Below are 20,515 nucleotides of genomic sequence, written 5' to 3' on the forward strand. Positions count from 1 at the left end.
CAGAGCAGGGTCGATCCCGACGTTTCACCCTTCCGCGCATCTTTTCGAGGAGTCTTCATGAGCACCACCACCCGCCTGATCCTGTCGTCCGCCCTGGCCTCCGTGATGGCCGCCGGCCTGGTCGCGCCTGCCGCGGCGCAGTCCAAGGAGAAGTGCTATGGCATCGCCAAGGCCGGCCAGAACGACTGCGGCAACCTCTCCGGCACGCACTCCTGCGCCGGCCAGAGCAAGGTCGACAACGCGCCCGACGAGTGGAAGTACGTCGCCAAGGGCAGCTGCAAGGACCTCAAGGGCATGACGGCCGACGAGGCCCGTGCCGCGATGGCGATGAAGAAGTAAGCCAGCCCCATGACGCGCAGCGCATCGCCTCCCGCCGCGGGCATCGGCCTGCGCGCCCCGCACCTTGCCGAGGTGCGGGCCCGCCGGCCAGAGATCGGCTTTCTTGAAGTCCACAGCGAGAACTTCTTCGCCGAGGGGGGCGCGGCGCGCGCCGCGCTGCTGGGCCTGCGCGCCGACCATGCGGTCAGCCTGCACGGCGTCGGTCTGTCGCTGGGCAGCGCCACCGGGCTGGATGCCGAGCATCTGGAGCGCCTGGCCGCGCTGGTGGCGGCAGTCGAGCCGGTGCGGGTGTCGGATCACGCCAGCTTCGCCCGGGTCGATCCGGGACGCGGCCGGCCGGTCTGGCATGGGGCGGACCTGCTGCCGGTGGCCTTCACGCCGGGATCGCTGGCGGTGATGGTCGCCAATGTGCAGCGGGTGCAGGAGCGGCTCGGCCGGCCGCTGCTGGTCGAGAACCTGAGCGCCAGCCTGGCCTGGGCCGACGACACGATGGCCGAGGCCGACTTTCTCGCCGAACTCGCGCGGCGCAGCGGCTGCGGCCTGCTGCTCGATGTCAACAATCTGGTGGTCAACGCGCTGAACGCGCAGCCGGCAGGCACGCCGGCCGCAGCCGTCGACGCCGAGGCCGGCCGCCGGGCCTGTGCCTGGATCGACCGCCTGGCCGCCGCCGCCCCGGCCGGTGCGGTCGGCGAGATCCACCTGGCCGGCTACACGGTGGCCGACGACGGCCTGGTCGTCGACGATCATGGCAGCCGCGTGCATGCGCCGGTCTGGCCGGTCTATCGCCATGCGGTGCGGCGCTTCGGCGCGGTGCCGACGCTGATCGAATGGGACACCGACCTGCCGGCGCTGGATGTGCTGCTCGACGAGGCGGCGCGTGCGCAGGCCGCGATGAGCGAGGTGCTGGCATGAACCCGCTGACGGACAGCGAGGCGATCCGCCGCGAGCAGCTGCGCCAGCAGCTGCTGATGGACGCGCTGCGCCGGCGCGATGTGCGCGGTGTGGCCGGCTGGCTGCGGCCGCTGGCGCGCGCGAATGCCGCACGCGGGCTGCTCGCCTATGCCGCCAATGCGGACGAGCATGCCGCACGGGCTTTGGCGGCGCGCTACCCGACGGTGCAGACGCTGCTCGGCGAGGACACCTTCGCGCAGGTCGCGGCGCGCCACTGGCGCGAGGCGCCGCCGTCCTGCGCCGATCTGGCGTGCTGGGGCGAGCGGCTGCCGGTGGCGCTGGCCGATGACGAGCGGCTGGCCGATCTGCCGTATCTGGCCGAAGTCGCCCGGCTGGATGACGCGGTGGCGCAGGCCGCAGCGGCGGCCGACGCCGATGCGCCCCGGCCCGACACGCTGCTGCGCCTGGCCGACACCGACGCGCAGCAGCTGGTGCTGCGCGCCGCACCCGGGCTGGCGCTGCTGGAGGGGCGTCAGCCGGCGGGATCGATCTGGCGCGCGCACCATGAGCCGGCGGTGCGCGACCGGCCTGATGCCTTTGCCGCGGCCCGTGCGGCGCTGGCCGAAGGCCGTGGCGAGACGGTGATCGTCTGGCGCCAGGGCTGGGCGGTGCGGGTGGCGGTCGTCACGCCGGCGGTGGCCGCTTTCGTGCGGTCCGCCTTGCTCGCGGCCCGGCCGCTGGCCGAGGCGCTGGAGCGTGCGGGCGACACCTTCGATTTCGCCGCCTGGCTGGCGCCGGCGGTGGCCGACGGCCTGGTGCTGCGGCTTGACTTGCGTTTGCCTGTTTCTGAACTTCCGGAGTGACCGAGATGATCCGACCCGATGCCCTGCTGCCCGCACCGCTGCGGCGTGCCCACGCCGCCTTCGTCACGCTGGCCGAGGCGCTGCAGCCGCTGGCGCAGCTCGCCGCGCGGCTGTTTGTCGCGCAGGTGTTCTTTCTGGCTGGCCTGACCAAGCTGCGCGACTGGGAGACCACACTGCTGCTGTTCACCGAGGAATACCAGGTGCCGCTGCTGTCGCCTGCGGTCGCCGCGGTGCTGGGCACCGCCGGCGAGGTGCTGCTGCCGGTGCTGCTGGTGCTCGGGCTGGGCGGACGGGTGGCGGCGCTGGGGCTGTCGGTGGTGAATGTGATGGCGGTGCTGAGCGTGCCGGACATGCCCGAGCCCGCCTTCATGCTGCATGTGTTCTGGGGCAGCCTGCTGGCCGGGCTGGTGCTGTGGGGGCCGGGGCGCTGGTCGGTGGATGGCTGGCTGAATTCCGGTGCATCGGACCCAGCCGGTCGGCGTGCTGCGCTGGCATGATGGCTCGGGCCATGACTGCCACGACTGCCACGACTGCCATGCTCACTCCGATCCCCTCCCGCCGCCGTCTGCTGGGCGCTGCGGCCGTCGCCACGCTGACTTGGCCGCTGTCCGGCCGCACCGCGCCCCCGCCGGACCCGGCGGCCTGGGCCCGCCTGCAGGCCGAGGCGCGCGGTCAGACGGTGCGCTTCAATGCCTGGGCGGGCAGCGACCGCATCAACGCCTGGATCCAGTGGGCCGCAGGCGAGCTGCAGCGCCGTCACGGCGTCACGCTGCAGCATGTGCGCATCACCGATGCGGCCGAGGTGGTGCGCCGCGTGCGCGCCGAGAAGGCAGCCGGCCGCGCCGAGGGCTCGGTCGATCTGGTCTGGATCAACGGCGAGAACTTCCTGACGATGAAGCGCGAGGGCCTGCTCTTCGGCCCGTGGGCGGAGTCGCTGCCAGGCTTTGCGGCGGTCGACGTGCAGGGCAAGCCGACCGTGCGGCTGGACTTCGCCGAGCCGACCGAGGGGCTGGAGGCGCCCTGGGGCATGGCGCAGCTCACCTTCCAGGCCGAGAGCCGGCGCGTTGCGCAGCCTCCGGCCGACCTGGCCGCGCTGATCGCCTGGGCGCGGGCGAATCCCGGCCGCTTCACCTACCCGCGTCCGCCGGCCTTCCATGGCACGACCTTCGTCAAGCAGGTGCTGCTGGAGAGCCTGTCGCCGGTTGATCGGGCCGTGCTGGCGCGCCCCCGGCGGGCGGAGGACTTTGCCCGCATCACCGCGCCGCTGTGGGCGGCGCTGGACGCGCTGCATCCGCATCTGTGGCGCCAGGGGCGCCAGTTTCCGGCCAGCGCGGCGGTGATGCGCCAGATGCTCGGCGATGGCGAGCTGTGGATCAGCCTGACCTTCAATCCGAATGACGCGGCCGGCGACATCGCTGCGGGCACCTTGCCCGATACCATCGTCAGCTACCAGCATGCCGGCGGGACGGTCGGCAACACCCATTTCGTCGCCATCCCGTTCAATGCGCCGGCCCGGGCCGGTGCGCAGGTGGTGGCGGACTTCTTCCTGTCGCCGCTGGCGCAGGCGCGCAAGGCCGACATCCGTCACTGGGGTGACCCGACGGTGCTGGCGCTCGATCGGCTCGCGCCGGCCGAGCGGGCGCTGTTTCCGGCCGCCGGCGCGGTGCCGGGCGCGGTGCGTCGCGAGGCGCCGGTGCTGCCCGAGCCGCATGGCTCCTGGGTCGAGCCGATCGAGCAGGCGTGGCTGCAGCGCTACGGCCGGTGAGGACGGGCGCGGCGGTGCTGCCTGTGCTGTCGCCGGCCGCCTTGCCGTGGCGCTGGAGGCTGGCGCAGCAGGCGGCCCGCGGGCTGGTCGTCGCAGGCGTGCTGATGCCGCTGGGGGGCGCGCTCGGCCTGGCGCTGCAGGAGGCGGCCTCGGTCGCAGCCTGGCAGGCGCTGCGCGACGATGTGCAGACCGGGCCGGCGCTGCGGCTGAGTCTGATGTCGGCGCTCGGCAGCACCGCGCTGTCCGCCGTGCTGGCCCTCGGACTGCTGACTGCGCTGTGGGACCGACCGGCCGGCGCGCGCTGGCTGGCGCGGCTGCCGGCGATGCTGGCGGCACCGCATGCGGCCTTCGCGATCGGGCTGGCGCTGCTGCTGGCACCGTCCGGCTGGATCGCGCGGCTGCTGGCGCCGCTGGCGGGCTGGGCGTCGCCGCCTGACTGGCGCAGCGTCAACGATCCCGCCGCATGGAGCCTGACCCTGGCGCTGGCGCTCAAGGAGCTGCCGTTCCTGGTCTGGACGCTGGCCGCCTGGCTGGCCCGGCCGGAGGTCGGGCCGCGTCTGCGGGCGCAGATCGCGCTCGGACGCAGCCTGGGGATGAGCGCATCGCAGGTCTGGTGGCGTGCGCTCTGGCCGGCCTGGTCGCGTGCGCTGCTCTGGCCGGTGGGCGCGGTGCTGGCCTATGGGCTGACGGTGGTCGACATGGCGCTGATCCTGGGACCGGGATCGCCTCCGACCCTGGCGGTGCTGGCCTGGCAGGCACTGATGGATGCCGATCCTGCCCGCAACGCGCAGGGTGCGGCAGCGGCGGTGCTGCTGGCCGGCGTGCTGGGCGCGGTCGTGGCTGGCGCCGGGCTGGTGCGGCGGCTCACCCGGCCGATGCGCCGGCGCTGGCAGACCCGCGGCATCGGCAGGTCGTCTCCTTCGCCGCTTCCGAACCGACCGAGGGTGAGCGGCGTGGCGGTGGCCGGCATGCTGGCCGGAGCGCTGAGCGCGCTGTGGATGGCGGTGGGCATGGCGCTGGTGCTGGCCTCGGTGACCGGTGTCTGGCGCTTTCCGGTGCTGTGGCCGAGCGGCTGGACGCTGCAGCCTTGGCGCCAGGTGGCCGAGGCGCTGCCGACGCTGGGGCTGACGCTGGCGGTCGGGCTGGCTGCAGCGCTGCTGGCGGTGCTGCTGGTGCTGCTGTGGCTGGCGGCCACGCCGCCGCACTGGGATCGGTCGGCCGCGGTGGTGCTGGCGCTGCCGGTGCTGATGCCGCCGCTGCTCCTGTCCGCCGGGCTGTACCGGCTGGCGCTGGCATGGCAACTGGACGGGCATGCGGCTGCACTGGTGGCGGCCCATGCGCTGATGGCGCTGCCGTATGTGGCGGTCGGCCTGATGCCTGCCTGGCGCCAGGCCGATCCGCGACCGATGCAGCTGGCGCTGGCGCTGGGCCTGTCGCGCGCCGCGGTGGCCTGGCGGGTGCGCCGGCCGATGCTGGCGCGACCGCTGGCGGCGGCGCTGGCGGTGGGATTCGCGGTCAGCGTCGCGCAGTACCTGCCGACGCTTTTCCTGGGCGCGGGCCGGCTGACCACCGTGAGCACCGAGGCGGTCACGCTGGCTGCTGGCGGGCAGCGCGCCACTGCGGCGGCCTTTGCGGTGCTGCAGGCGCTGCTGCCCCTGCTGGCCTTTGCGCTGGCGGCCCGGGTTGGCCGTGGCGGCGGCGGTGGAGCAGGGGAGCGCACATGACACTGCGCATCGACGGCCTCGTGCTGACCCTGCAGGGCCGGGTGCTGGCCGGACCGATCGAGGCGGAGGTGCCGCCCGGAGGCGTGCTGGCACTGACCGGGCCGAGCGGCTGTGGCAAGAGCTCGCTGCTGCTGGCGCTGGCCGGGCTGGCCGCGCCGCCGCTGCAGGCGCACGGCCGGCTCTGGCTCGGCGACATCGCGCTGCATGCGCTGCCACCCGAAGCCCGCCGGCTCGGTCTGATGTTCCAGGACGATCTGCTGTTCGATCACCTGACGGTGCTGGGCAATCTGCTGTTCGCGATGCCGACCGGCGCCCGCGCGGCACGCGAGGCCGAGGCCTGCGCCGCGCTGGCCGAGGCGGGCCTGGCCGGACGCGAGCAGGCCTGGCCGCACCAGCTCTCCGGCGGCCAGCGTCAGCGGGTGGCGCTGCTGCGCACGCTGCTGGCACGGCCGCGCGCGCTGCTGCTCGACGAGCCCTTCTCGCGGCTGGATGCAACACGTCGCGCGGCGATGCGCGCGCAGGTCTGGGCGACGGTGGCGCATCACCGGCTGCCGGCGGTGCTGGTCACGCATGATCCGGCCGACATTCCGCCTGGCGCCGTGGTGTTGCCGCTGGCGGCGCCCGATCCCGAGCCCCAGGAGGATGAGGATGCTTGACCGATGGATGCTGGCGCGGCTGGCCGGTCCGGTCGACCGGCTGGCCCGGGCCCTGGTGCGCCGCGGGGTGTCTGCCGATGCGGTCACGCTGGCCGGGGCGGCTGTCGGGCTGGCGGGCAGTGCGGTGCTGGCCGCGGGCGGATCTGCCGGCATGGCGCTGGCGCTGATGGCGCTGGGGCGGCTGGCCGACGGGCTCGACGGGGCGGTGGCACGCCACACGGCCACCACGCCGCGCGGCGCCTTTCTGGACATCGCGCTCGATTTCCTGTTCTACGCCAGCGTGCCGCTGGCCTTCGCGCTGCGTGACCCGACGGCCAACGCGCTGGCGGCGGCGGTGCTGCTGGCGGCCTTCATCGGCACCGGGTCGACCTTTCTCGCCTATGCCATCCAGGCCGAGCGGCTCGGGCTGCGCAGCACGCGCTATCCGCACAAGGGCTTCCACTATCTGGGCGGGCTGACCGAGGGCACCGAGACGCTGGCCTGCTTCGCGGCGATGTGCCTGTGGCCGTCCGCCTTCGCGGTGCTGGCCTGGGGCTTTGCCGGACTCTGCCTGATCACGATCGTCACCCGCCTGGCCGCCGGCTGGGCTCTGCCATCCTCGGGAGCACCGTGATGAAGCTTCGCCACCGTCCGGGCAGCCGCACTTGGCTGGTCTTGCTGCTGCTGGTGCTTCTGGCGCTGGCCTGGGCTTTCGATCTGGGTCGCTGGCTGCGGCTGGAGACGCTGCAGGCGCAGCGCGAATCCCTGCTGGCGCTGCGCCAGGCGCAGCCGCTGGCCGTCACTGCCGGCTATGCGGTGCTCTACGTCGCGGTGACGGCGCTGTCCCTGCCGGGCGCGGTGGTGCTGACGCTGGCCGGCGGCGCGCTGTTCGGGCTGGGCTGGGGCCTGCTGATCGTGTCCTTCGCCTCGACCGCCGGGGCGACGCTGGCGATGCTGGTCTCGCGCCATCTGCTGCGCGACCGGGTGGCCGCGCGCTTCGGCCCGCGGCTGGAGGAGCTGCAGCGCGGCATCGAGCGCGACGGCGCCTTTCACCTGTTCACGCTGCGGCTGGTGCCGCTGGTGCCTTTCTTCGTCGTCAACCTGCTGATGGGGCTCACCCGCATGCCCGCCTGGCGCTATGCGGTCGTCAGCCAGATCGGCATGCTGCCGGGCACGCTGGTCTATGTGAACGCCGGCACCGAGCTGGCACGGCTGCAGTCGCTGGCGGGCATCGTCTCGCCCTCGCTGCTGGGGGCCTTCGTGCTGCTGGCGCTGTTTCCGTGGATCGCACGGGCAGCGCTGGCGCGGCTGAAGGTGGCGAGGCTGCAGGCACCGTGGCGTGCACGCCGTCCACGCCGCCATGACCGCAACCTGATCGTGATCGGTGCCGGCGCTGCCGGGCTGGTCAGCAGCTACATCGCCGCGGCGGTGCGCGCCAAGGTGACGCTGGTCGAGGCGCACCACATGGGCGGCGACTGCCTGAACACCGGCTGCGTGCCGAGCAAGGCGCTGATCCGGGCTGCGCGACTGGCGCATGAGGTCGGTCGCGCGGCCGAGTTCGGGCTGGTGGCCGCGCCGGTGCGCACGGATTTCGGCGCGGTGATGGCGCGGGTGGCGCAGGCGGTGGCCTCGGTGGCCCCGCACGACTCGATCGAGCGCTACACCGCGCTGGGCGTGGAGGTGCGCACCGGCCGTGCCCGGCTGCTCGATCCCTGGCATGTCGAGATCACGGCCCCCGACGGTTCGACCGAGGTGCTGAGCACCCGCGCCGTCATCATCGCCAGCGGTGCGGCGCCGACCGTGCCGCCGCTGCCCGGCCTGGCCGATCTGGCCTTCCTGACCAGCGACACGCTGTGGACGCGGCTGCGCGAGGCGCCGCAGCGGCTGGCGGTGCTCGGTGGCGGGCCGATCGGCTGCGAGCTGGCGCAGGCGCTGGCGCGGCTGGGCTGCGGCGTCACGCTGGTCGAGCAGGGCGAGCGCCTGCTCGCCCGCGAGGATGACGAGGTCTCGGCGATCGCGGCGCAGGCGCTGACCGGCTCGGGGGTGACGCTGCGGCTGGGCGCCCAGGTGCTGCGTGTCGTGCCGGACGTGCCGGGCGGGGCCGGCGGCATGCTGCAGCTGGCCGGAGGCGACACGCTGGCCTTCGACCACCTGCTGGTCGCGGTCGGGCGCAGCGCGCGGCTCGACGGGCTCGGGCTGGAGGCGCTGGGCATCGCGCACGGCCGCGTCATCGAGACCAACGAGTACCTGGAAACGCTGCATCCGAACATCCTGGCCTGCGGCGATGTCGCCGGCCCGTGGCAGTTCACCCATGCCGCGGGCCACCAGGCCTGGAGTGCGGCGGTCAACGCGCTGTTCGGTCATCTGCGCCGCTTTCCGGTCGACGGCCGGGTGATGCCGGCGGTGACCTGGCTGGATCCGCAGATCGCGCGTGTCGGCCTGAACCGGCGCGAGGCGCTGGCCCGGGGCATCGCGCATGAGGTGACCCGCTTTCCTCTGGAAGATCTTGACCGTGCCCTGATCGAGCGCGACATCGTCGGCCACATCGAGGTGCTGACCGAGCCGGGGCGCGATCGTCTGCTCGGGGTGACCATCGTGGGCGCGCAGGCGGGCGAGATGCTGGCGGAATTCACGCTGGCGATGCGCCACGGCCTCGGGCTGGGGCGCATCCTGGCCACGGTTCATCCGTATCCGTCCTGGTCGGATGCGGCCAAGGGCGTGGCCGGACGCTGGAAGGAGGCGCACAAGCCCGAGCGGGTGCTGCGCCTGCTGGCGCGTCACCATGCCTGGCGGCGCGGGGAGCGGGCATGAGGCGGGTCGTTCTGATCGGGCTGCTGGCTTGCGGGTCTGCTGCATCGGTCCGGGCTCAGCCGGCCCCATCGGCATCGCTGGCGCCGCTGGTGGAGGCCGGCCGGGTGCATCCGGGCTGGCGTCTGGAGACGCTGCCGGAGCAGACGCTGCCGCGCACCCGCTACGAGGCGGTGCAGCTCGACGGGCGTGCGGTGCTGCGGGTCGAGGCGGCGGGCAGCTACGGCCATCTGGTGCATCCGCTGGTGCCGCCCCGGCCTGCGGCCGGCGTGCTGGTCTGGCGCTGGCGGCTCGACCGGCCCAATGCCCAGGCCGATCTGCGCCGCCGCACCGGCGACGATGTGGCGCTGAAGGTCTGTGTCTCCTTTGATCTGCCGCTGGCGCAGGTGCCCTTCGTCGAGCGGCAGGTGCTGCGGCTGGCACGCGCCCGCAGCGGCCACGGTGCGGCGCTGCCGGCAGCCACCGTCTGCTATGTGCATGATCCGGCGCTGCCGGTCGGCACCGTGCTCGACAACATCTACAGCCGCCGGCTGCGCATGATCGTCGTGCGCGGCGCGGGCGATCCGCTGGGCGTCTGGCAGCAGGAGCGGCGCGAGCCGGCTGCTGATTTCCTTCGCCTGTTCGGCGACGAGGCCGCCGGCGTGGTGCCGGCGGTGACGGCGGTCGCGGTGTCGGGCGATGCGGACAACACCGGCGCATCCAGCCTCGGCCATGTCGATGCGCTGGTCTGGCCGCTGGCTGCGCCATGAGCGGGCGCGGCGCGCGGCGCCGGCTGGTGCTGCTCGGCGGTGGACATGCGCAGCTCGCGGTGCTGGCGTGGCTGGCGCGCGCGCGGCCTGCAGGCGTCGAGGCGGTGCTGGTGACGCCGCAGCCGCGGCAGGTGTATTCGGGCATGCTGCCGGGCTGGCTGGCGGGCCACTACACCGAGGCGCAGTGCGTGATCGCGCTGGCGCCGCTGGCGCAGGCGGCGGGCGTGATGCTGCGCCGGGCGGCGGCGGTCGGGCTGGACGCTGATGCGCGGCAGGTGCGGCTCGACGACGGCGGCACACTCGGCTACGACTGGCTCTCGGTCAACACCGGTCCCGCGCAGGACGCCGCCCGCTGGGGCGTGGCGCCGCTGCGGCCGATCGAGGGCTGGCTGGCGCGCACGCGCCAGCGGCTGGCCGAGGCGCCACCGCAGCAGGTGGTGGTGATCGGCGGCGGCGCGGCCGGCTTCGAGCTGGCGCTGGCCTGGCGTCACCGGCTCGGCCCGGCGGCGCGGGTGACGCTGGTGAGCGGGAATTCAGGGCTGCTGGCGAACTATCCCGAGCGCGTGCGCCGGCTCGGACGACAGGCGCTGGCGGTGCGCGCGGTGACGCTGATCGAGACTCGCGCGGTATCAGGCGGGCCGCACGGGGTGGTGCTGGCCGACCGGACCGAGGTCGCGGCGGACGAGGTGGTGCTGGCCACCGGCAGCGTGGCGCCGTCCTGGCTGGACGGCTGCGGCCTGCAGCGGGCGCCGGATGGTGGCCTGGCCACCGGGCCGACGCTGCAGAGCGTCTCGCATCCGGAGGTCTTTGCGGCGGGCGATGTGGCCAGCCGGCTGGAGCGGCCGCTGCCGCACAGCGGCGTCTACGCGGTGCGAGCCGGCGTCGCCTTGGCGGCGGGGCTGCGTGCGGCGCTGGCCGGCGCCCCTGCGCCGCTCTGGCATCCGCCGCAGCACACGCTCAATCTGCTGTCGCTCGGCGACCGCGATGCGATCGCCAGCTGGGGGCCGCTGGCGCTGCAGGGCCCATGGATCTGGCGCTGGAAGGACCGCATCGACCGCGGTTTCATGCGCCGCCACGGCACCCCCGCCTGCGCTCAGCGCTGAGTTCAGGACCGCGAACCGATGCGACCCTGACCAGGAACGACTTCCCGCGCCTGGACCTCGACGATGTCCTCGGGGGCGGTGGCTGCCGGGCCGGAGGCGCGTGTCGACCAGCCGCCGGCGAAGCCGCGAGCCTGGGCGCGTTCGCGCATCTGGCGCTGCACCCGCCAGATGTCGGCCACCAGCGGCCGGCGTCCGCGCAGCAGGCTCCAGAGCGTGAAGCCGAGCGCGGCGATCGCCCCGGCCAGCAGCAGGCTGAAGAAGAACACCGCCCCGGCGGCGACCAGGAACAGTCGCACGACAAGGCGGAACAGGCGGCCGAGGGCTTCGGAGGGTGTGTTCATGGTCGGATTGGAGCGATTCCGGGCGCGCCGGTTCCCTGTGTTCAGCGGCTGCGCATCGCCCGGGCGCATTCGCCGGCCAGCGCGGGGCCGCGGTAGATGAGGCCGGTGTAGACCTGCACCAGGTCGGCGCCGGCGCGCAGCTTGGCCTGTGCGTCGGCGCCGCTCAGCACGCCGCCGACGCCGATGATCGGGTAGCCCGCGCCCAGCTCGGCGCGCAGCTGCGCGATCACCCGGTTGCTGGCCTCGAACACCGGCCGGCCCGACAGGCCACCGGTCTCCTCGGCATGCTTCAGGCCCTTGACCGCGTCGCGGCCGATGGTGGTGTTGGTGGCGATCACGCCGTCGATGCCGTTGTTCCTCAGCGTCGCGGCGATGACCTTGACCTGCGCCTCGTCCAGGTCGGGTGCGATCTTCACGAACATCGGCGCGTTGCGGCCGTGCTGGCGCGCGAGCTGCTGCTTGCGCGCCTGCAGCCGCGACAGCAGCGCGTCGAGCGCCTCGTCGCTCTGCAGCGCGCGCAGGTTCTTGGTGTTCGGGCTGGAGATGTTGACCGTCACATAGTCGGCGTGCGGATAGACGCCGTCGAGCGCGATCAGGTAGTCGTCGACCGCGTTCTCGATCGGCGTGACCGCGTTCTTGCCGATGTTCAGGCCGAGGATGCCCCCATTGCGGCGAAAGCTCGTTGCACGCTTGACGTTGGCCAGGAAGCTGTCGAGGCCCTCGTTGTTGAAGCCGAGGCGGTTGATCAGCGCGTCGGCCTCGGGCAGGCGGAACATGCGCGGCTTGGGGTTGCCGGGCTGGCCCTTCGGCGTGACGGTGCCGACCTCGATGAAGCCGAAGCCCATCGCGCCCAGGCCGTCGATGCAGCGGCCGTTCTTGTCGAGCCCGGCGGCCAGGCCGATGCGGTTCGCGAATTTCAGGCCGGCGACGCTGACCGGGTCGCTGACGCGCGAATGCGCCCACAGGCACTGCAAGGGCGTGTTCTGGAAGCGCGCGATCGCGTCGAGCGTCAGTTCGTGGGCCGCCTCCGGGTCGAGGCCGAACAGGAAGGGGCGGGTGAGTGCGTAGGGGACGAGGGCCATAATCGTGAATTGTCCCCGATCACAACCCCTCCCCGAACTCTCCCGAAGATTCCTCCCATGACCCAGGACGAACTCAAGACCCTCGTCGGCCAGGCGGCCGTGCAGTACGTGCCCGCGGGCGCCATCGTCGGTGTCGGCACCGGCTCGACCGTCAACAAGTTCATCGACGCGCTGGCCGCGATCAAGGACCGGATCCGCGGCGCCGTTTCCAGCTCGGTGGCGTCGACCGAGCGCCTGAAGGCGCTGGGCATTCCGGTGCTGGAGGCCAGCGAGGTCGAGTCGCTGCCGGTCTACATCGACGGCGCCGACGAGGTCGATCCCCGGGGCAACATGATCAAGGGCGGCGGCGCGGCGCTGACGCGCGAGAAGATCGTCGCCGATCTGGCCGAGCGCTTCATCTGCATCGCCGACGAGAGCAAGCTGGTCGAGGTGATGGGCCGCTTCCCGCTGCCGGTCGAGGTGATCCCGATGGCGGCCGTTCAGGTGGCGCGCCGCCTGAAGGCGCAGTACGGCGGCGAGGCGACGCTGCGCGCCGGCTGCGTCACCGACAACGGCTGCCACATCCTGGACGTGCGCGGCCTGAAGATCACCGACCCGGCCGCGATGGAGGCCGACATCAGCCAGTGGCCGGGCGTGGTCACGGTGGGCATCTTCGCCCGCAACAAGGCCAGTGTCTGCCTGCTCGGCACGTCGGAGGGCGTGCGCATGCTGACGTTCTGACCTTCGTTCGATCTTCGCCTCAGGCCGGCGCCTCCAGCCGGTAGCCCAGGCCGCGCACCGTGTGGATCAGCGGCCGGGCGTGGCCCTCGTCGATCTTGGCGCGCAGCCGGCGGATGTAGACGTCGACGACATTCGTCAGCGGATCCTCGCTGGCGCCCCAGACATTGGAGAGGATGCGCTCGCTGCTGAACAGCCGGCCCGGCGCGCTCATCATCAGCTCCAGCAGCGCCAGTTCACGCGCGGTCAGCGCCAGAGGCTGACCGGCGCGGCTGGCCTGCATGCGTTCGCGGTCGAACACCAGATCGGCCACCACCAGCCGGCTCGGCGTCGCCGGCGTCCAGTCGCGTCCGCGCCGCGCCAGCGCTTCCAGCCGCGCCAGCAGCTCCTCGAAGTCGAAGGGCTTGGCCAGATAGTCGTCGGCGCCGAGCCGCAGTCCGGCGACCCGGTCCTCGACCGCCCCGAGCGCCGACAGCATCAGGATCGGCAGCGCCGCGCCTTCCGCGCGCAGCGTCTGGCAGATCTCCAGCCCGCCGATGCCCGGCAGCATCAGGTCCAGGATCAGCACCACCGGCGCGCCGCCGGCGGCCACCTCGCGCGCGGCCTGGCGGGCGGCCTCCAGGCCCTGAGGCCCGGTGCTGGCCAGCTCGACCCGGTGGCCCTCGGCGCGCAGGCCGCGGCCCAGGAAGTCGGCGATGCGCGGATCGTCCTCGATGATCAGGATGTTCATGCGATGTCCTGGGGCAGGGCCGCAAGGCGGGGCAGCGTCAGCACCGCACGGGTGCCGTCGGCGTTGCTGTGGAGCTCGAGCTGTCCGCCATGAGCGCGCGCCAGCGAGCGCGCGATCGACAGCCCCAGGCCGCTGCCGTCGGGGCTGTGCCTGCGCGCCAGCGCACCGCGGAAATGGCGGTCGAACGCTGCGCGCCATCGCCAGCAGGTCGTCGATGACCGCACCGAGCTGGCGCGCGGTGCTGACGATGCGCGACAGCGCCTCCTTGTATTCGCTGGCGGGCTTGTCTCGTCCGCGCAGCGTGATCTCCGCCTCGCCTCGAATGACGGTGGTGGGCGTGCGCAGCTCGTGGCTGATGTCGGCGAAGAGCCTGCGGCGCTGCGCGTCGGCCTGGTGCAGCGAGGCCAGGGCATCGGCCAGCTCGCGGGTGCGGGTGTCGACCTGCACCTCGAGCCGCTGGCGCTGCGCCGATTCGCGCTCGCGGTGCTGCTCGAGCTCGGCCGCCAGCGCATTGACGCTGCCGGCCACTTCGGCGAACTCGTCCTGGCCGGCCAGCGCGATGCGGTGGCCGAGCCGGCCCGCCTGCAGCGCCCGGGCGCCTTCGCTGAGCTGCTGCAGCGGACGATGCAGCGCACGGCCGAAGTGCAGGGCCGCGGCCATCGCGCTGACCGAGACAATCGCCGCAGCGCCCAGCCACAGCCAGCGCACCCAGGCCAGCGTGGCGTCGGCGGCCGCCCGCTCGCGCTGCACGGCGGCGGTCTCGCGGGCGATGTTCTCGGCGATCAGCCGTCGCACGTCATGGCCCTGGGGCATGTCGAACACCCGGGACAGTGCCTCCCAGGCCTGCGGCGCATCGGCGCCGGGCTCCAGCGGACGCACCCGGTCGACGGCCTGCGCCAGGGCAGCCACGCTGCGCTCCAGAACCACCAGCGTCTCGCGCCTGCGCAGATGCTCCTCTCGGGCCTCGGCGCTGCCGTCGAGCTCGATGGCCTGCTGCGTCAGCACCTTCAGCCGCTGCAGCGTGCCCTGCATGGCCGCGAGCAGCTCGGCCCGCGCGCCGCTGTCGGCATGTGCCCCCTGCTGCATCTGCGCGACCCAGGTGCGCAGGCGCTGCTTCTGCGCCGAGAGCTGGATGAAGCCGGTGGCGATGTCGCTGGCCACCCGCCCGCGCAGCACCTGGCGTTCGGTGACCGCCAGCGAGGCGGCGGCCAGCAGCGCAGCCAGCGCCATCACCAGCGCGAACAGGGCCAGGACCAGGGTGATGCGACGACGGAACATCGGGCGATTGTCTCCGCTGCATGTCGGCCGTGCGCCCTGTCATCTGCGGTTCATCCGGATGTCAGCGCGATCTCATGCGGCGATCACCGCAGGTTCAAGGCCGCTCGCTCCAATGAGGACTGCCGTGACGCCACGGAAAGCTGGAAACCGGAACCGACCATGAACACCACGAACACGACCCGCCACTCCGTCCTGATCGCCGCGCTGGCGGCTCTCACCCTGGGCGCTGCGCCCCTGGCCGCCCGGGCCCAGGCGCTTGTCGTCAACCAGGCCATCACCGAAGCCGAGGTGCTCTCGGCCCAGAAGGCCTGGTGCCAGGCGCTGGTCGACATCAGCACCACCCATGTCCGCGACGGCCAGCCGGCCGCCAAGGCGCTGGCCGAGAAGGTGATCGACGCCGCCTACGGCTACCAGATGGGCGCGGTGCTGTTCAAGCCGACGCTGACGGTCAATCCGCAGACCTTCCGCACCACCCGTGCGGGTGCGCTGGCCTACTTCGTCGGCGGCGACACCGCTTTCCCGAAGGACACCGGCTTCGCGCTGAAGGGCTGGACCCGCTGCGAGCCGGTCAATGCCGCGGTCTTCATCGCCGGCGACAGCGCCACCACCATGGGCAAGGTCCACATCACTGGCAAGGACGGCAAGGTCACCACCGTCGACAAGACCTGGAAGTTCGTCAAGGACGATGCGGGTCGTCTGCGCATCGTCGTGCACCACTCGTCGCTGGAACACGTCGCGGCGAACTGAGTTCGGGCTTCTTCGAGCGCCAAAGAACAGAGGGCCCGGAGCTTGTCCGGGCCCTTGTCGTTTGCAGCTGGTGGCAGAACACGGAACCGAACCCGCGTCCGCCTTCTGTGTCAGATAGTAACGCATTGGCCTTGAGGACGTGGATTCGATGATTTGGCCAAGTCAGTCTGCAAGCTCGTAACCGGTACTGCGGCCACCACCCGGTGCTTTTTTGAGCACATCGAGTTCCAATAGCTGGGTGATATCGCGCAATGCTGTGTCGGGCGAACACTTGGTAATTGCCGCCCACTTGCTGCTGGTGAGCTTGCCGTCGAAGCCGTCCAGTAGCCGCTTGAGCATCTTCACCTGCCTCTCGTTCAAGGGCAGGCCTGCCCAGCGTTGCCAGAAGCGGGCCTTGACCAGTACGGCATCCAATGTGATTTGCGCGCTGGCGATGGCGCGCCCGAGCGTGCCAAGGAACCACCACAGCCAACCGGTGACATCGAGTGTGCCCTTCTGCGTGCGCTCCAGCACGTCGTAGTAGTCCTTGCGCTCGCGTTGGATCTGCGCCGACAGGCTGTAGAAACGTAGCGGACTGCCGTCGGCACGGGCCAGGAACAGGTCGCCCACGGCACGGGCGATACGCCCATTGCCGTCGTCGAATGGATGCAGCGTCACGAACCACAGATGCGCGAGTCCTGCCTTGAGGAGTTCAGGCACGTCGGTCTGATCGTTTGCCCATGTCAGGAACCGGTCCACCTCGAATGACAACAGGTCGGCGGGCGGCGCCTGGAAGTGAACCTTGCGTCGCCCCACCGGACCCGATATCACTTGCATGGGCCCATCGGCATCATCGCGCCACTGGCCGATGGCGATTTTGTTCATGCCCGAGTACCCCGTGGGGAACAGCGCTGCGTGCCACCCAAACAGGCGCTCGGCGGTCAGCGGGTCGGAACCACGCGACGTGGCATCAAGCACCATCTCGACCACACCCTCGACGTGCCGGTCCACCGGGGCCACTGCGCCGATGTCCACGCCCAGACGCCGAGCGATGGACGAGCGCACCGATTCCACGTTCAGCACTTCGCCTTCGATCTCGCTGGTTTTGACCACGTCCTCGGTCAAGGCTGCGAGACTGGCCTGATCTCGCAGCGTCATGCCCACGTCGGCCAGACGGCCCAGCAGCAGTCCTTGGGCGCGACTGACCTCGGTCAGTGGCCCGGTCAGCGCAGACAGGTCGTAGCGCCAGTTCGGCCAGTCCGCAGACTGCCAGATGTAGAGATTTTCTCCGCTATACATGCGGAGATTAAACGCCCAATTCGCCGCAAGCGCAAGTCATTCTCCGCGTAATGTGCGGAGAATGTGGCGCTTAATTACCGCAGACCACGCTGCCCAGGTAGGGGGCTCTGTTGCACAAAGCCCGCCGTCGCTGCTTGTAGACTGAGCCCGTGAGCAAAGCCAAGAAGCGACGGACGACGTACCGCACGAAGAACTGGAAGGCCTACAACGCGGCGCTGAAGGCGCGAGGGGCGCTGACGCTGTGGCTGGACCGGGACATGCAGTGGCTGGCTGCGCCCTCGGGCAAGCGCGGTCGCCAGAGGACCTTCTCGGACGCGGTGATCCAGTTCTGCCTGAGCATCAAGGGCCTGTTCAGGCTGGCCCTGCTCAACCGCTTCGGTCAGATCGGCCGGGCGCAGACCGAGCCGGTGGCCGCCGTGGCATGAGTCCGTCTGAGGTTGGGCTCGCGCAGCAGCTCCACCGCCTGCCGCGACAGGGGGACCAGGTGATCCGGTCCCGTGGTCTTGCCCTGCAGGTTGCGCTTCATCCGGTGCCCCGGAATGGTCCACATGCCCCCGTCAAGGTCCAGCTCTGCCCACTCGGCGGATAGGGCCATCTTCCCCAGCCACGGGAAGACGTGCTGTTCCAGGCGGATGCGGGTGCGCTCGGCGTGGTCCGGGCTGACCTTGACGCTATGCACTTCCTGCAGCCACTCCCGGGCCACATCCTCGAAACTGCCGAGCGCCGGCAGGCCGGCCGCCTCCCGCTGCTGTGCCGCCTTCTTCTTCTCCCTGTCGGCCCTCGCTGCCTTGCGTGCGTCGCTCGGGTCCGTGCCCGCCGCGACCTGCGCCCGTGCCTCATCCGCCTTCCGTCGTGCCAGGGCCAGGCCGGTGTCCGGGTAGGTGCCCAGGCTCAGCGTCTTCCGTGTCCCGTTGATCGTGTAGCTGAAGCGCCAGGCATGCGCACCGCCCTTGACCGACAGCAGCAGGAACAGCCCGTCCCCATCGTTCAGGCGCTTGCGGGTGTCGTCGGGCTTGATGTTCTTCAGGTGCAGGTCCGTCAGCAGGTGTCGCGGCATGGGTGCAGTAACTCTCAGGTGCAGGAACCCCACGGGGGGCGGTTACTGCAGAAGTTGCCGCAGACGGGGCGCGGTTGGTAGCGAACGGATGCGGGCGCAAGCGGGCAAAGAAAAAGCCCTAGAGCGTTGATTCTCTAGGGCTTTTCTGTACTTCCGCGAACGCTTGAAAGTCGTCGCGGAACTTTGAATGGGCCGGGGAAGCCGGTGTTCGGGGATCAGCCTAGGCGCAGCGGGTGGGCACGGCGTCAGGACTCGAACCTGAATCATGCGCGGGCCTGTTGGCCAACAACAACCGTTCCTTCGGAAACTACCGTGCCCGGACAGCAGCATACCGCCGGTTCACGCGGCCCGGATCGGGATCACCTGCGCCCCGGCGCGCAGCCGGTCGAGATAGTCCGCCCATGCCTGCATCATCTGGCGGCGCTGGTCCATGAACTCCGCTCGGTCATAGGCCATGCCCAGCGGCCCGGCCTTGCCGTGCGCAAGCTGTGCTTCCATCACCTCGGGGGAGATTCCGGGCAGGCGTTCGGCCATGAGCGTGCGGGCCATCGCCCGGAAGCCGTGGGGCGTCATCTCCTCATTCGTGTAGCCCATGCGCCGCAGCGCTGACCGCGTGGTGTTGTCGCTCATCGGCCGATCCGCTGCCAGCACGGAAGGGAAGACGTACAGCCCGTGACCCGTGAGCGGGCGCAGCTCGTCCAGGATGGCCAGCGCCTGCGCCGACAGGGGCACCAGGTGCGGGCGGCCGTTGGTCTTGCCGTGCACCGTGCGCTTCATCTTCGTGGCCGGGATCGTCCACAGGGCGGCGGCGGTGTCGATCTCGCTCCACTCCATCGCCCGCATGTTCCCCGGACGCTGGAACAGCAGAGCTGACAGCGCCAGCGCGGCGCGGGTCACGGGCTGGCCTGCATACCCTTCGATGGCGCGTAGCAGCTCGCCGACCTTCACCGGCTCCAGAACGGCAGCCATGTGCGTGACCGTGGCCGGGCGCAGCTCGCTGGCCAGCCCGTCGGCGGGGTTGCGCTCACACCTGCCCGTGACCATGCCGCGCCGGAACACCTGCCCCATGCCCTCCGACAGCTTGCGCGCCGTCTCGCCTGCGCCTCGGGCCTCCACGCGATGCAGCACGTCCAGCAGGATCGGTGCCGTGATGGTGGCCAGCGGAAGTGAGCCGATCCGGGGGAATACGTCCTTCTCCATGCCGCGCAGCCACTTGGCGGCGTGCGTCTCGCTCCACCCGGGCGCCTTGCTGGCGTGGAACTCGCGGGCGACAGCCTCGAAGGTGGTTGCAGCACTGGCGGCCCCTAGGAGCTTGTCCGCCTTGCGCTTCTGCACGGGGTTGATGCCTTCCTGCCGGGTCTTGCGCGCATCGTCCCGCGCGAGCCGTGCCGCCTTCAGGGGAACGTCAGGGTAGCCCCCCAGCGCCAAGCGGGATTCCTTGCCGTCGGGGTAGAACTTCCAGAACCAGCGCTTCGAGCCGGCGGGCGACACCTCCAGGTACAGCCCACCCCCATCGGTCAGGCGGCGGCGCTTCAGGCCCGGCGGGCAGGTGGCGTTTCTGCAATCGGCATCGGTGAGCATGGGGGCGTTCCTCGGGTGTCCCGGTAGGTGAACCGGGGAACATGTGCCCCGGTTTGCCCCGGTGTCCCGATTCGTGCCCCGGATTGTTCCCCGGTTCGCCGTGCGCTGCAACGCGCCAACGTGCGCCAACGTGAAAAAAAGCCCCCTAGAGGAATGATCCTAACTAGGGGGCTTGAGCGGTCGTGAATCATCGTGATTCACTGGTTTGGTGGGCCGGGGCCAACCTTATTGAGCGCGTAAGTAATTGATTTGCAATGTTTTTTATGGTTTGAAGAACCTGATTCTTCATGATTGGTTCTTCCCGGCCAGCGTGTAACCGGCAAGGTCCGCACACGGCCACTGACCCTGCACCAGCAGGGCAGGCCCTCGACCTCGACCAGCCCGGCACCGACCCGGCCAGCAGTGGCGCACCTCGAGGCCGGGCGCACTGGCGTGGCCAGGCTGACCGGCAGCGCTGCGGCACCGACCGGCAGGCACTCGACCTCGACCGGCTCGGCGCTCGCCAGCGGCGGCCCGGCGAACAGCGGCAGCACCTCGAGGTCTGGCGCACTGGTGCGGCGTGGCCAGGCCGACCGGCAGCGCCGCGGCACCGGCCTTCAGCGCCAGAAGGCAGGCCCTCGACCTTGACCAGCCCAGCGCTAGTCCGGCCGGCAGTGCCCGCACCTCGAGCAGAAGAACGCCCCGTGAAGCCTTCCCGGATGCTTTTGCACTGGCCACAGCGGCCACAGTGGCCACAACAGGCTAAAAATCGTTCGCATGGGTGCGCATGCATCCGAATCGAACAGGGCGCTGTGGCCACAGCAGCGGGTACAACCTGCATGGCACCG

General features: G+C 71.4%; 21 protein-coding genes and 2 pseudogenes. 15 read left to right on the top strand and 8 right to left on the bottom strand.

Annotated features, from left to right (window positions below):
• The first annotated feature begins 57 nt into the window (after nucleotides 1–57).
• The 11 genes from NFT33_RS00480 to NFT33_RS00530 are packed head-to-tail and all read left to right on the top strand — an operon-like array spanning nucleotide 58 to nucleotide 10,877.
• Nucleotides 58–339 (top strand): BufA1 family periplasmic bufferin-type metallophore, encoded by a 282-nt coding sequence (locus NFT33_RS00480; protein WP_251672531.1) that lies wholly within the window; start codon nucleotides 58–60, stop codon nucleotides 337–339.
• Between the two features lie 9 nt (nucleotides 340–348).
• Entirely contained in the window at nucleotides 349–1,251 is a 903-nt protein-coding gene (locus NFT33_RS00485; RefSeq protein ID WP_251672532.1) for an MbnB/TglH/ChrH family RiPP precursor modification enzyme, read from the top strand.
• Entirely contained in the window at nucleotides 1,248–2,093 is an 846-nt protein-coding gene (locus NFT33_RS00490; RefSeq protein ID WP_251672533.1) for an HvfC/BufC N-terminal domain-containing protein, read from the top strand. Before NFT33_RS00485 ends, NFT33_RS00490 begins: the two co-directional genes overlap by 4 nt.
• A gap of 5 nt (nucleotides 2,094–2,098) precedes the next feature.
• Nucleotides 2,099–2,590: a DoxX family protein gene (locus tag NFT33_RS00495; RefSeq protein WP_251672534.1), complete on the top strand. Its 492-nt coding sequence runs from the start codon at nucleotides 2,099–2,101 to the stop codon at nucleotides 2,588–2,590.
• Between the two features lie 38 nt (nucleotides 2,591–2,628).
• Nucleotides 2,629–3,858 (top strand): ABC transporter substrate-binding protein, encoded by a 1,230-nt coding sequence (locus NFT33_RS00500; RefSeq protein ID WP_251672535.1) that lies wholly within the window; start codon nucleotides 2,629–2,631, stop codon nucleotides 3,856–3,858.
• Nucleotides 3,855–5,582: an ABC transporter permease family protein gene (locus tag NFT33_RS00505; protein WP_251672536.1), complete on the top strand. Its 1,728-nt coding sequence runs from the start codon at nucleotides 3,855–3,857 to the stop codon at nucleotides 5,580–5,582. The genes NFT33_RS00500 and NFT33_RS00505 overlap by 4 nt, the downstream gene beginning before the upstream one ends.
• Nucleotides 5,579–6,238, top strand: coding sequence for an ATP-binding cassette domain-containing protein (locus tag NFT33_RS00510; RefSeq protein ID WP_251672537.1), 660 nt, complete (start codon nucleotides 5,579–5,581; stop codon nucleotides 6,236–6,238). The genes NFT33_RS00505 and NFT33_RS00510 overlap by 4 nt, the downstream gene beginning before the upstream one ends.
• A complete protein-coding gene (locus NFT33_RS00515; RefSeq protein WP_251672538.1) occupies nucleotides 6,231–6,851 on the top strand; it encodes a CDP-alcohol phosphatidyltransferase family protein in 621 nt (206 codons plus the stop codon). Before NFT33_RS00510 ends, NFT33_RS00515 begins: the two co-directional genes overlap by 8 nt.
• Entirely contained in the window at nucleotides 6,851–9,028 is a 2,178-nt protein-coding gene (locus NFT33_RS00520) for an FAD-dependent oxidoreductase (protein ID WP_251672539.1), read from the top strand. Before NFT33_RS00515 ends, NFT33_RS00520 begins: the two co-directional genes overlap by 1 nt.
• Nucleotides 9,025–9,774 carry a DUF3047 domain-containing protein gene (locus NFT33_RS00525; protein WP_251672540.1) on the top strand — a complete coding sequence of 250 codons (750 nt, stop codon included), beginning with the start codon at nucleotides 9,025–9,027 and terminating at the stop codon, nucleotides 9,772–9,774. Before NFT33_RS00520 ends, NFT33_RS00525 begins: the two co-directional genes overlap by 4 nt.
• Complete coding sequence (locus NFT33_RS00530) at nucleotides 9,771–10,877, top strand: FAD-dependent oxidoreductase (protein ID WP_251672541.1); 1,107 nt, start codon at nucleotides 9,771–9,773, stop codon at nucleotides 10,875–10,877. Before NFT33_RS00525 ends, NFT33_RS00530 begins: the two co-directional genes overlap by 4 nt.
• A 2-nt stretch (nucleotides 10,878–10,879) precedes the next feature.
• Here the strand turns inward: NFT33_RS00530 and NFT33_RS00535 are convergent, their stop codons facing one another.
• On the bottom strand, nucleotides 10,880–11,218 hold the full coding sequence (locus NFT33_RS00535; RefSeq protein WP_149502687.1) for a hypothetical protein: 339 nt from the start codon (nucleotides 11,216–11,218) through the stop codon (nucleotides 10,880–10,882).
• A gap of 41 nt (nucleotides 11,219–11,259) precedes the next feature.
• Nucleotides 11,260–12,300: a quinone-dependent dihydroorotate dehydrogenase gene (locus NFT33_RS00540; RefSeq protein WP_251672542.1), complete on the bottom strand. Its 1,041-nt coding sequence runs from the start codon at nucleotides 12,298–12,300 to the stop codon at nucleotides 11,260–11,262.
• Between the two features lie 57 nt (nucleotides 12,301–12,357).
• Here NFT33_RS00540 and rpiA point away from each other — a divergent pair, with 57 nt between their 5' ends.
• Nucleotides 12,358–13,020, top strand: coding sequence for a ribose-5-phosphate isomerase RpiA (gene rpiA / locus NFT33_RS00545; protein ID WP_251672543.1), 663 nt, complete (start codon nucleotides 12,358–12,360; stop codon nucleotides 13,018–13,020).
• A 19-nt stretch (nucleotides 13,021–13,039) separates the two neighbouring features.
• Here the strand turns inward: rpiA and NFT33_RS00550 are convergent, their stop codons facing one another.
• From NFT33_RS00550 to NFT33_RS19185, 3 genes and pseudogenes are all read right to left on the bottom strand, one after another.
• Nucleotides 13,040–13,747 carry a response regulator transcription factor gene (locus NFT33_RS00550; RefSeq protein ID WP_251672548.1) on the bottom strand — a complete coding sequence of 236 codons (708 nt, stop codon included), beginning with the start codon at nucleotides 13,745–13,747 and terminating at the stop codon, nucleotides 13,040–13,042.
• Nucleotides 13,744–13,971 (bottom strand): ATP-binding protein, encoded by a 228-nt coding sequence (locus tag NFT33_RS19290; protein ID WP_376744108.1) that lies wholly within the window; start codon nucleotides 13,969–13,971, stop codon nucleotides 13,744–13,746. Before NFT33_RS19290 ends, NFT33_RS00550 begins: the two co-directional genes overlap by 4 nt.
• Nucleotides 13,949–15,025: pseudogene (locus tag NFT33_RS19185) on the bottom strand (histidine kinase dimerization/phospho-acceptor domain-containing protein); the annotation flags it as partial. The gene NFT33_RS19290 and the pseudogene NFT33_RS19185, both read right to left, overlap by 23 nt.
• A 159-nt stretch (nucleotides 15,026–15,184) precedes the next feature.
• Here NFT33_RS19185 and NFT33_RS00560 point away from each other — a divergent pair.
• Nucleotides 15,185–15,772 carry a hypothetical protein gene (locus tag NFT33_RS00560; protein ID WP_251672544.1) on the top strand — a complete coding sequence of 196 codons (588 nt, stop codon included), beginning with the start codon at nucleotides 15,185–15,187 and terminating at the stop codon, nucleotides 15,770–15,772.
• Between the two features lie 162 nt (nucleotides 15,773–15,934).
• On the opposite strand, the gene NFT33_RS00565 is transcribed toward NFT33_RS00560, so the two are convergent.
• Nucleotides 15,935–17,050: a Fic family protein gene (locus NFT33_RS00565; protein ID WP_251672545.1), complete on the bottom strand. Its 1,116-nt coding sequence runs from the start codon at nucleotides 17,048–17,050 to the stop codon at nucleotides 15,935–15,937.
• 149 nt (nucleotides 17,051–17,199) lie between these two features.
• Between NFT33_RS00565 and NFT33_RS00570 the strand changes: the two are divergent.
• A pseudogene (locus NFT33_RS00570) lies at nucleotides 17,200–17,436 on the top strand (transposase); the annotation flags it as partial.
• Here NFT33_RS00570 and NFT33_RS00575 read toward each other — a convergent pair.
• Together NFT33_RS00575 and NFT33_RS00580 are read right to left on the bottom strand one after the other, a co-directional pair.
• Nucleotides 17,430–18,107, bottom strand: coding sequence for a tyrosine-type recombinase/integrase (locus tag NFT33_RS00575; protein WP_251672546.1), 678 nt, complete (start codon nucleotides 18,105–18,107; stop codon nucleotides 17,430–17,432). The pseudogene NFT33_RS00570 and the gene NFT33_RS00575 overlap by 7 nt on opposite strands.
• A gap of 339 nt (nucleotides 18,108–18,446) precedes the next feature.
• Nucleotides 18,447–19,688, bottom strand: a complete 1,242-nt coding sequence (locus NFT33_RS00580) for a tyrosine-type recombinase/integrase (RefSeq protein ID WP_220786284.1) — start codon at nucleotides 19,686–19,688, stop codon at nucleotides 18,447–18,449.
• A gap of 432 nt (nucleotides 19,689–20,120) precedes the next feature.
• On the opposite strand from NFT33_RS00580, the gene NFT33_RS00585 reads away from it, so the two are divergent.
• Nucleotides 20,121–20,315: a hypothetical protein gene (locus tag NFT33_RS00585; RefSeq protein ID WP_251672547.1), complete on the top strand. Its 195-nt coding sequence runs from the start codon at nucleotides 20,121–20,123 to the stop codon at nucleotides 20,313–20,315.
• Nucleotides 20,316–20,515 lie beyond the last annotated feature (200 nt).

Origin of the sequence: Sphaerotilus sp. FB-3 (assembly GCF_023706025.1) — a bacterium.
In the GTDB taxonomy this organism is placed as follows: Bacteria; Pseudomonadota; Gammaproteobacteria; order Burkholderiales; family Burkholderiaceae_C; genus Sphaerotilus; species Sphaerotilus sulfidivorans.